The 8,923-nt window shown below is 69.0% G+C and carries 8 protein-coding genes; 5 read left to right on the top strand and 3 right to left on the bottom strand.

Annotated elements, in window-relative coordinates; all coding sequences use genetic code 11:
* Nucleotides 1-164: 164 nt before the first annotated feature.
* The 3 genes from AB0H32_RS44445 to iolD all read right to left on the bottom strand — a co-directional run bounded on the left by AB0H32_RS44445 (nucleotide 165) and on the right by iolD (nucleotide 4,508).
* The gene (locus tag AB0H32_RS44445; RefSeq protein WP_361134159.1) at nucleotides 165-1,478 is read right to left on the bottom strand and encodes an ABC transporter substrate-binding protein; all 1,314 of its coding nucleotides are present in this window, start codon (nucleotides 1,476-1,478) and stop codon (nucleotides 165-167) included.
* 312 nt (nucleotides 1,479-1,790) lie between these two features.
* On the bottom strand, nucleotides 1,791-2,576 hold the full coding sequence (locus AB0H32_RS44440) for a GntR family transcriptional regulator (protein ID WP_361134156.1): 786 nt from the start codon (nucleotides 2,574-2,576) through the stop codon (nucleotides 1,791-1,793).
* Between the two features lie 39 nt (nucleotides 2,577-2,615).
* Nucleotides 2,616-4,508 (bottom strand): 3D-(3,5/4)-trihydroxycyclohexane-1,2-dione acylhydrolase (decyclizing), encoded by a 1,893-nt coding sequence (gene iolD, locus AB0H32_RS44435; protein ID WP_361134153.1) that lies wholly within the window; start codon nucleotides 4,506-4,508, stop codon nucleotides 2,616-2,618.
* 174 nt (nucleotides 4,509-4,682) lie between these two features.
* Here iolD and AB0H32_RS44430 point away from each other — a divergent pair, with 174 nt between their 5' ends.
* From AB0H32_RS44430 to AB0H32_RS44410, 5 genes are all read left to right on the top strand, one after another.
* Nucleotides 4,683-5,702: a sugar ABC transporter substrate-binding protein gene (locus tag AB0H32_RS44430; RefSeq protein ID WP_361134150.1), complete on the top strand. Its 1,020-nt coding sequence runs from the start codon at nucleotides 4,683-4,685 to the stop codon at nucleotides 5,700-5,702.
* Nucleotides 5,702-6,778, top strand: a complete 1,077-nt coding sequence (locus AB0H32_RS44425; RefSeq protein ID WP_361134147.1) for an ABC transporter permease — start codon at nucleotides 5,702-5,704, stop codon at nucleotides 6,776-6,778. Before AB0H32_RS44430 ends, AB0H32_RS44425 begins: the two co-directional genes overlap by 1 nt.
* A gap of 6 nt (nucleotides 6,779-6,784) precedes the next feature.
* Nucleotides 6,785-7,696 (top strand): ATP-binding cassette domain-containing protein, encoded by a 912-nt coding sequence (locus AB0H32_RS44420; protein WP_361134144.1) that lies wholly within the window; start codon nucleotides 6,785-6,787, stop codon nucleotides 7,694-7,696.
* A 1-nt stretch (nucleotide 7,697) separates the two neighbouring features.
* Complete coding sequence (locus AB0H32_RS44415) at nucleotides 7,698-8,606, top strand: sugar phosphate isomerase/epimerase (RefSeq protein ID WP_361134141.1); 909 nt, start codon at nucleotides 7,698-7,700, stop codon at nucleotides 8,604-8,606.
* A 91-nt stretch (nucleotides 8,607-8,697) separates the two neighbouring features.
* Nucleotides 8,698-8,895: a hypothetical protein gene (locus AB0H32_RS44410; RefSeq protein ID WP_361134138.1), complete on the top strand. Its 198-nt coding sequence runs from the start codon at nucleotides 8,698-8,700 to the stop codon at nucleotides 8,893-8,895.
* Nucleotides 8,896-8,923 lie beyond the last annotated feature (28 nt).

Genomic DNA, 8,923 nt, shown 5'->3' with positions numbered 1-8,923 from the left:
GCCCACGGACCGGGTCTGCAAGGGTCTCCAGTGTAGTACTCAGGACGGTATTGTCTATCCAAATCAGCAGCGAACACAACATAAGAACGCGGAGGCAGCGCCAGGAGGCGGCACGGCGGCCGCCTCCGGGGTCTTCGTCGTCATGTCGGTCGTCATGCCGCTGCTCACGAGGACGCGAAGATCTGCTTCTTCTGGCGCTCGATCGACGACAGCAAGCCGTCCACGCCCTTGGGGTTCTGGAGGAACTTCTGCAGCCCGGGCTGCATCACCGTCGAGGTGAAGTCGGGGCGCGAGTCGCGGTCCATGAACTGGGTCAGGGTCTTGGCGCTGCTGATCATCTCGAACGCCTTCTTCTGCAGCGGCGAGTACGCGGAGGTGTCGGCCTTGCTGGAGGCGGCCACCACGCTCGGGTCGGTCTTCAGGTAGAGCTGCTCGGCCTCCGGGCTGCCGAGGTACTCCAGCAGCTTGACGACACCGGCGTGGTTCTTCGGGCTCTTGCTGACCATGAAGCCGTCGGTGGGCGCCTCCACGGTGTCCTGGCCGTACGCGGAGTTGATCTCCGGGAACGGGAAGAAGTCGAGGTCGTCCAGGTCCGCCTTGTCGGTGAACTGCTGGGCCACGAAGGATCCCAGGAGGTACATGCCGGCCTTCTTGGACACGAGCGACTGGGCGGCGTCCTGCCAGGTGCGGCCCATGAAGCCGTCCTGGTGGTAGGGGAGCAGCTCGCTCCAGTGGTCGAAGACGGCCTTGACCTTGGGGTCGGTCCAGGAGGCCTTGCCCGCCATCAGCTGCACGTGGAAGTCGTAGCCGTTGAGGCGGAAGTTGATCTGGTCGAAGGTGCCCATCGCCGGCCAGGCGTCCTTGTCGCCGAAGGCGATCGGGATCAGGCCGTCCTTCTTCATCTGCTTGCACAGGGCGACCAGGTCGTCCCAGGAGGCGGGGACCTTGTAGCCGTGCTGCTGGAAGACGCTCTTGCGGTAGAAGATCGCCCAGGGGTACGTGGTCAGCGGCACGAAGTAGTACTTGCCGTCCTCGCCCTTGCTGAGCTTCTTCATCGCGTCGGGGAAGTTGTCCCCGATCTTCGCCCACACGTCGTCGATCGGCGTGGCCAGCTTCTTCGCCGCGAAGAACTGCATCCGGTAGCCCGCGAACCAGTTGAACACGTCGTCCGGTGTGCCCTGCAGATACGAGTTGATCTGCTCCTGGAAGGTGTTGTGGTCCTTCGTGTTCACATCGACGGTGATGCCGGACTGCTTCTTGTAGGCCGCGTAGACGCTCTCGAAGGCCTTCTTCGGCACCGCGTCCGAGGCGTTGGAGCCGAGAGTGATGGTCTTCGGGTCGGAGGACGAGCCGCTGCCGCCGCAGGCGGACAGCAGGGGTATGCCGGCACCGGCGAGGAGGGCGGCACCGCCCGCTCCGCGCAGGAGCGAACGGCGGCTCGGACCCGGGACGGCACGATCGGAAGGGGAGAGGCGCATGGCGGCTCCTGAGGAATGCAGGGTTCGGTCAAGGGGATGAGTTGATCAACGAAAGGTTCTCGAAACCGATCAGAAACCAACTCGACCGAACATCGTGGGCGTAATAACAGCCCCATGTCCGCTCATGCGTCAATAGCTCGGGTCGCACTGGGGGGCGTCTTGCCCGAAACGTAATCGTCATCGTTACCTGCAACTTCGTTGAAGAGCAGGCAAAGAAGCTCCCGGGGCAGGGGCGCCCACGGGAGCTGTGCGAACACGAGTGGTTCCGTTTCCGGGTCTGACCAGCGGCGGTCAGGGTCCGGCCGGCGACGGTCAGGGTCTGACCAGCAACTGGAAGTCGAAGGCGTACCTCGACCCCCGGTAGACATGGGTGCCGTACTCCACCGGCCGGCCGGTGTCGTCGTAGGCGGTGCGCTGCATGGTGAGCAGGGCCGCGCCCTCCTTCTCGTCCAGCAGCGCGGCCTCCTCGGCGGTGGCGCTGCGGGCGCCGACGGACTGGCGGGCGCTGTGCAGCGTGATGCCCGCCGCGCGCATCGTCCGGTACAGACCCGTCGACTCCAGCCGCTCGGTGTCGAGTTCGAGCAGGGCGGCGGGCAGGTAGTTGCACAGGAACGCCACGGGCTGGCCGTGCGTGCAGCGCAGCCGCTCCAGCACGACGACCTCGGCGCCTTCCGCGATGCCGAGGGCGGCGGCCACGTCGGCGCTCGCCGGGACGCGTTCGTTGCGCAGCACCCGGGTGGTCGGGCCCTGCCCGGCCGACTCCAGGTCGTCGTAGAGGCTGCTCAGTTCCAGCGGCCGTTTCACCTGGCTGTGCACCACCTGGGTGCCGACGCCGCGGCGGCGCACCAGCAGCCCCTTGTCCACCAGGGACTGGATCGCCTGGCGGACGGTGGGCCGGGACAGACCGAGGCGCACGGACAGGTCGACCTCGTTGCCCAGGAGGTTCCCGGGGGCGAGGACCCCGTGTTCGATCGCGGCCTCCAGCTGCTGGGCGAGCTGGTAGTAGAGCGGCACCGGACTGGTGCGGTCCAGGGCGAAATCCACGGAGTCGAGCGTGGGGACGGTCACGGGACGAGCGGAGTCACCGGTCCTCGCCACGGGACACCTCCTTCCGGAGCGCGGACACGTCGGGGTGGTTCACAGGTGCCGGCGGCGGCCGGCGACCTGGCGGTCGTACTCCTCGCGGGCGCGCAGCGCCGCCTCGCGGGTGGCGGCCTCGGCGACCGGCACGTCCCACCAGGCCTCGGCCGGGGGAGCGGCGGGCGCCCGGCCCGAGGTGTCCGTCTCCACGTAGACGCAGGTGGGGGCTGAGGCCGCACGGGCGGTGGCCAGCGCCTCGCGCAGTTCCCGCACCGTCTTGGCGCGCAGGACGTCCATGCCGAGACTCGCGGCGTTGGCGGCGAGGTCGACGGGCAGCGGGGCGCCGCTGAACGTGCCGTCGGCCGAGCGGTACCGGTAGGCGGTGCCGAAGCGCTCGCCGCCCACCGACTCCGAGAGGCCGCCGATGGAGGCGTACCCGTGGTTCTGGATCAGGAGCAGCTTGACCGGCAGCCGCTCCTGCACGGCGGTGACGATCTCGGTCGGCATCATCAGGTAGGTGCCGTCGCCGACCAGCGCCCACACCACCGTGTCCGGGGCGGCCTGCTGCACGCCGAGCGCGGCCGGGATCTCGTAGCCCATGCACGAGTAGCCGTACTCCAGGTGGTACTGGCGGCGCGAGCGGGTCCGCCACAACTTGTGCAGGTCGCCGGGGAGCGAGCCCGCCGCGTTGATGACCACGTCCTCGTCCCCGACGACGGCGTCCAGGGCGCCGAGCACCTGCGTCTGGGTCGGTACGGCGTCCTCGTCGTCGGCCCGGTAGGCGGCCTCGACCGCCTGCTCCCAGCGTTCCGTGCCGGTCCGGTACTCGGCCTCGTACGCGGCGTCGACGCGGACGCCGGCCAGCTGTGCGGTGAGCGCCTCCAGGGCGGCCCGCGCGTCGGCCACCACGGGCCGGGCGGCGAGCTTGTGGGCGTCGAAGGCCGTGATGTTGAGGTTGAGGAAGCGCACGTCCGGGTTCCGGAAAAGGGTGCCCGAGGCGGTGGTGAAGTCCGTGTAGCGGGTGCCGACACCGATGACGAGGTCGGCGGTGCGGGCGAGGGCGTCGGCGACCGCGGTGCCGGTGTGGCCGACGCCGCCGACGTCCTGCGGGTGGTCGTGGCGCAGGGAGCCCTTGCCGGCCTGGGTGGCGGCGACCGGGATGCCGGTCAGGTCCGCCAGGGCCTCGAGAGCCTCCTCGGCCCGGCTGTGGTGGACCCCGCCGCCCGCGACGATGAGCGGCCTGCGGGCGGCCCGGATCGCCCGCACGGCCCCGGCCAGCTCGGCCGGGTCCGGCGCGGGCCGCCGTACGGTCCACACGCGCTCTGCGAAGAACTCCTCGGGCCAGTCGTGGGCCTCCGCCTGCACGTCCTGCGGCAGGGCGAGGGTGACCGCGCCGGTCTCGGCCGGGTCGGCGAGGACGCGCATGGCCTGCAGCGCCGACGGGACGAGCTGCTCGGGGCGGGTGATCCGGTCGAAGTAGCGGGACACCGGGCGCAGGGTGTCGTTGACCGACATGTCGAACTGGCCCGGATGCTCCAGCTGTTGCAGCAGCGGGTCGGCCGGGCGGGTGGCGAAGTAGTCGCCGGGCAGGAGCAGCACGGGCAGCCGGTTGACGGTGGCCAGGGCGGCGCCGGTGACCAGGTTGGTCGCTCCCGGGCCGATGGACGTCGTGACGGCCTGCGCCGAGAGACGGTCGAGCTGGCGGGCGTGTCCGACGGCCGCGTGCACCATCGCCTGCTCGTTGCGGCCCTGGTGGTAGGGCATGACGTCGCGGTACTCGATCAGCGCCTGGCCGATGCCCGCCACGTTGCCGTGCCCGAAGATGCCCCACGTGCCGGCGATCAGCCGGTGCCGTTCGCCGTCGCGTGCGGTGTACTGGGCGGACAGGAACCGCACCAGTGCCTGGGCGACGGTCAGACGGCTCGTCGCTTCACTCGTCGAGTGGCTCATGCCTCCCAGGTGTAGGTGCGGATGGGCGGTGCTGTCAATGGTTTGTACTTACATTCGGACCTGCTTGTGAAATGATGTCTTAACAAAGTATTGACAGCGGCCTCTGCAGGGACTTGGATCCCGTCCCAACGCAACAGCGTCCCTTCCCCCGAAGCACAGTGAGGTGCAGGAACGATGGACCGCTCTTCTCACTCCCGCTCCCGCAGACTGGCCCCCGTCGTGGCCGTGGCCGCTGCGGCAGCACTCACCCTCGCAGGCTGCTCCAGCAGCTCCGGGGGGAAGAAGTCCGAAGAGGGAGGGTCGAACGCCTCGGCGGGCAAGGCGACCACCCCGCGGATGACGGTCGCGCTGGTCACCCACCAGTCACCGGGCGACACCTTCTGGGACATCGTCCGCAAGGGCGCCGAGGCCGCCGCCGCCAAGGACAACATCAAGCTGATCTACTCCGCCGACCCGAACGCCGGCAATCAGGCCAACTTCGTGCAGAACGCGATCGACCAGAAGGTCGACGGCATCGCGATCACCCTGGCCAAGCCGGACGCCATGAAGGGCGTCGTCGGCAAGGCCGGCGCGGCGAAGATACCGGTGGTCGGCCTGAACTCCGGGGTCAGCGACTGGAAGAAGCTCGGCCTGCTGGAGTTCTTCGGGCAGGACGAGAGCGTGGCGGGCGAGGCCTTCGGCAAGAAGCTGAACGAGGTCGGCGCCAAGAAGGCCGTCTGTGTGGTCCAGGAGCAGGGAAACATCGGCCTCACCCAGCGCTGCGACGGTGTGAAGAAGACGTTTTCCGGCACGACTGAGACGCTGTACGTGAACGGCACCGACATGCCGTCCGTGAAGTCGACGATCACGGCCAAGCTCAAGCAGGACAGTGCCATCGACTACGTCGTCACCCTCGGCGCCCCCTACGCGCTGACCGCCGTGCAGTCGGTGGGCGACGCGGGCAGCAAGGCCAAGGTCGCCACGTTCGACCTGAACAACCAGCTGACCAGCGCCATCAAGAAGGGCGACATCCAGTTCGCCGTGGACCAGCAGCCGTACCTGCAGGGCTACCTGGCGATCGACTCCCTGTGGCTGTACAAGAACAACGGCAACTACAGCGGCGGCGGCGAGCAGCCCGTGCTCACCGGTCCGGCCTTCGTCGACAAGTCCAACGTCGACCAGGTCGCCCAGTTCGCCGCGAAGGGCACCCGGTGATGAGCATGACCCAGCAGGCTGGGCCGGCGGTCGGCAGACCGCCGGCGTCCGGCCCCAAGGAGACCGACGGCCGCACCGCACGGCGCCCCCTGGCCCTCAGGCTGCTGGCCCGTCCCGAAGTGGGCGTCTTCCTCGGTGCCGTGGCCGTCCTGATCTTCTTCCTGATCGTCGCGCCCTCGCTGCGCCAGGGCAGTTCGATCGCCACGGTCCTCTACCAGTCCTCGACCATCGGCATCATGGCCCTCCCGGTCGCCCTGCTGATGATCGGCGGCGAGTTCGACCTGTCCTCCGGCGTCGCCGTGATCACCTCAGCGCTCACCGCGAGCATGCTCAGCTACCAGCTGACGGTGAACGTGTGGACCGGCGTGATCGTGGCCCTCGTCGCCTCGCTCGCGGTCGGCGCCTTCAACGGCTGGATGGTGGTCAGGACCGGGCTGCCCAGCTTCCTGGTCACCCTCGGCACCTTCCTGATCCTCCAGGGCGTCAACCTGGCCGTGACCAAGTGGGTCACCGGCAACGTCGCCACCGACGACATCAGCAACATGGACGGCTTCGACCAGGCCAGGAAGATCTTCGCGTCCTCCGTCGACATCGGCGGCGTCGAGGTGAAGATCACGATCTTCTACTGGCTGGTCTTCGCGGCCCTGGCCACCTGGGTGCTGCTGCGCACCAAGTACGGCAACTGGATCTTCGCCGTCGGCGGCAACAAGGAGAGCGCCCGCGCCGTCGGTGTCCCGGTGAACTTCACCAAGATCACGCTGTTCATGCTGGTCGGCTTCGGCGCCTGGTTCGTGGGCATGCACAACCTGTTCTCGTTCAACACCGTGCAGTCCGGCGAGGGCGTCGGCCAGGAGCTGATCTACATCGCCGCGGCCGTCATCGGCGGCTGCTCGCTCACCGGCGGCGCCGGTTCCGCGATCGGTCCCGTCTTCGGCGCGTTCATGTTCGGCATGGTGAACCAGGGCATCGTCTTCGCCGGCTGGAACCCGGACTGGTTCAAGGCGTTCCTCGGCGTGATGCTCCTCGGCGCCGTCCTGATCAATCTGTGGGTCCAGCGCACGGCGACCCGGAGGTAGGACCCGATGACAGACAACGGAACCGGCACCCACGGTGCCGTACTCCAGGACGCCGCTCCCGCCCAGGACGGCCCGATCGTGGAACTGCGCGGCGCGGGCAAGTCCTACGGCAACATCCGGGCCCTGCACGGCGTCGACCTCAAGGTCCGAACCAGCCAGGTGACCTGCGTCCTCGGTGACAACGGCGCCGGCAAGTCCACCCTCATCAAGATCATCTCGGGGTTGCACCAGCACACCGAGGGCGACTTCCTCGTGGACGGCGAGCCGGTGCGCTTCGGCAGCCCGCGCGAGGCCCTCGACCGGGGCATCGCCACCGTCTACCAGGACCTCGCCACCGTCCCCCTCATGCCCGTGTGGCGGAACTTCTTCCTCGGCTCGGAGATGACCAAGGGGCCCTGGCCGGTACGCCGCCTGGACATCGCCCGCATGAAGGAGACCGCGGACCAGGAACTGCGCAACATGGGCATCGTCCTGGACGACCTGGAGCAGCCCATCGGCACCCTGTCCGGCGGCCAGCGCCAGTGCGTGGCGATCGCCCGCGCCGTGTACTTCGGCGCGCGGGTGCTGATCCTGGACGAGCCGACGGCGGCCCTCGGCGTCAAGCAGTCCGGTGTCGTGCTGAAGTACATCGCGGCCGCCCGCGAACGCGGCCTCGGCGTCATCTTCATCACCCACAACCCCCACCACGCCTACATGGTCGGCGACCACTTCAGCGTCCTGCGCCTCGGCACCCTCGAACTGAGCGCCGAGCGCAGCGAGATCACGCTGGAGGAGCTGACCAACCACATGGCAGGCGGCGCCGAACTCACGGCCCTCAAGCACGAGCTGGCCCAGGTGCGCGGGGTCGACGTCGAGGAACTCCCGGAAGAGGAGGACCTCACCGCTCCCGTGGCGACCTCCTCCGAAGGGACCACCTGACATGGCGAACCCCCCTGCCCTGGACCGCATCCGGGTCGGCTCGGCCCCCGACTCGTGGGGCGTGTGGTTCCCCGACGACCCCCGGCAGGTTCCCTGGGAACGCTTCCTCGACGAGGTCTCCGAGGCCGGCTACGACTGGATCGAACTGGGCCCGTACGGCTATCTCCCCACCGACCCGGCACGCCTGACGGACGAGCTGGACCGGCGGAACCTGAGGGTGTCGGCCGGTACGGTCTTCACCGGCCTGCACCGCGGCCCGTCCGTCTGGGACGAGACCTGGGCCCACGTCGGCCAGGTCGCCGACCTCACCCGGGCCATGGGCGCGCGGCACCTCGTCGTCATCCCCTCCTTCTGGCGGGACGACAAGACCGCCGAGATCCTGGAGCCGCCGGAGCTGACCGCCGAGCAGTGGGCGCACCTGACCAAGGGCATGGAACGGCTCGGCCACGAGGTCAGGGAGACCTACGGCCTCGACCTGGTCGTGCACCCGCACGCCGACACACACATCGACACCGAGAAGCACGTCGAGCGGTTCCTCGACTCCACCGACTCCGAACTGGTCAACCTCTGCCTGGACACCGGTCACTACGCCTACTGCGGCGGCGACAGCGTCAAGCTGATCGAGACCTACGGCGAACGCATCGGCTATCTGCATCTCAAGCAGGTGGATCCGGACATCCTCGCCGAGGTCGTCGCGAACGAGGTGCCGTTCGGGCCGGCCGTACAGCGGGGCGTGATGTGCGAACCGCCGTCCGGTGTCCCCGAGCTGGGGCCCGTACTGGAGGCGGCACAGCGGCTCGGCGTGGAGCTGTTCGCGATCGTGGAGCAGGACATGTACCCGTGCGAGCCGGACAAACCGCTGCCGATCGCGGTCCGCACACGCAGGTTCCTGAGGTCGTGTGGCGCCTGAGGGGTTCGGCCCGGCGGTGGCCGGGAACCAACGGGTGCGTGCGGGCGTTCTGACTGACGACGGGGGACGCCCGCGAGGACGGGAGGACGACATGGCACACCGCACGGAACTCCATGAGACGCCCCGGCAGGCCGCGGAGGGGACCGGCACGGCGCGCCCCGGCCGCTTCAGTCGGCTGCCCGAGCGGATACACCCGGAGGACATGGTGGAGACCAGGCCGGCGACTCTGCCGGACCCGGCCCGCGACCGGTACAGCGCGGACGAGTGGCTGGTGCGCTACTGCCTCTGAGCCGCACCGACGGGACGGCGCCGAGAGC

Source organism: Streptomyces sp. NPDC020362, assembly GCF_040642095.1.
Taxonomy (GTDB): Bacteria; Actinomycetota; Actinomycetes; order Streptomycetales; family Streptomycetaceae; genus Streptomyces.
Note: the sequence above shows the minus strand (reverse complement) of the source record. Positions and strands in the feature narration are given on the sequence as shown.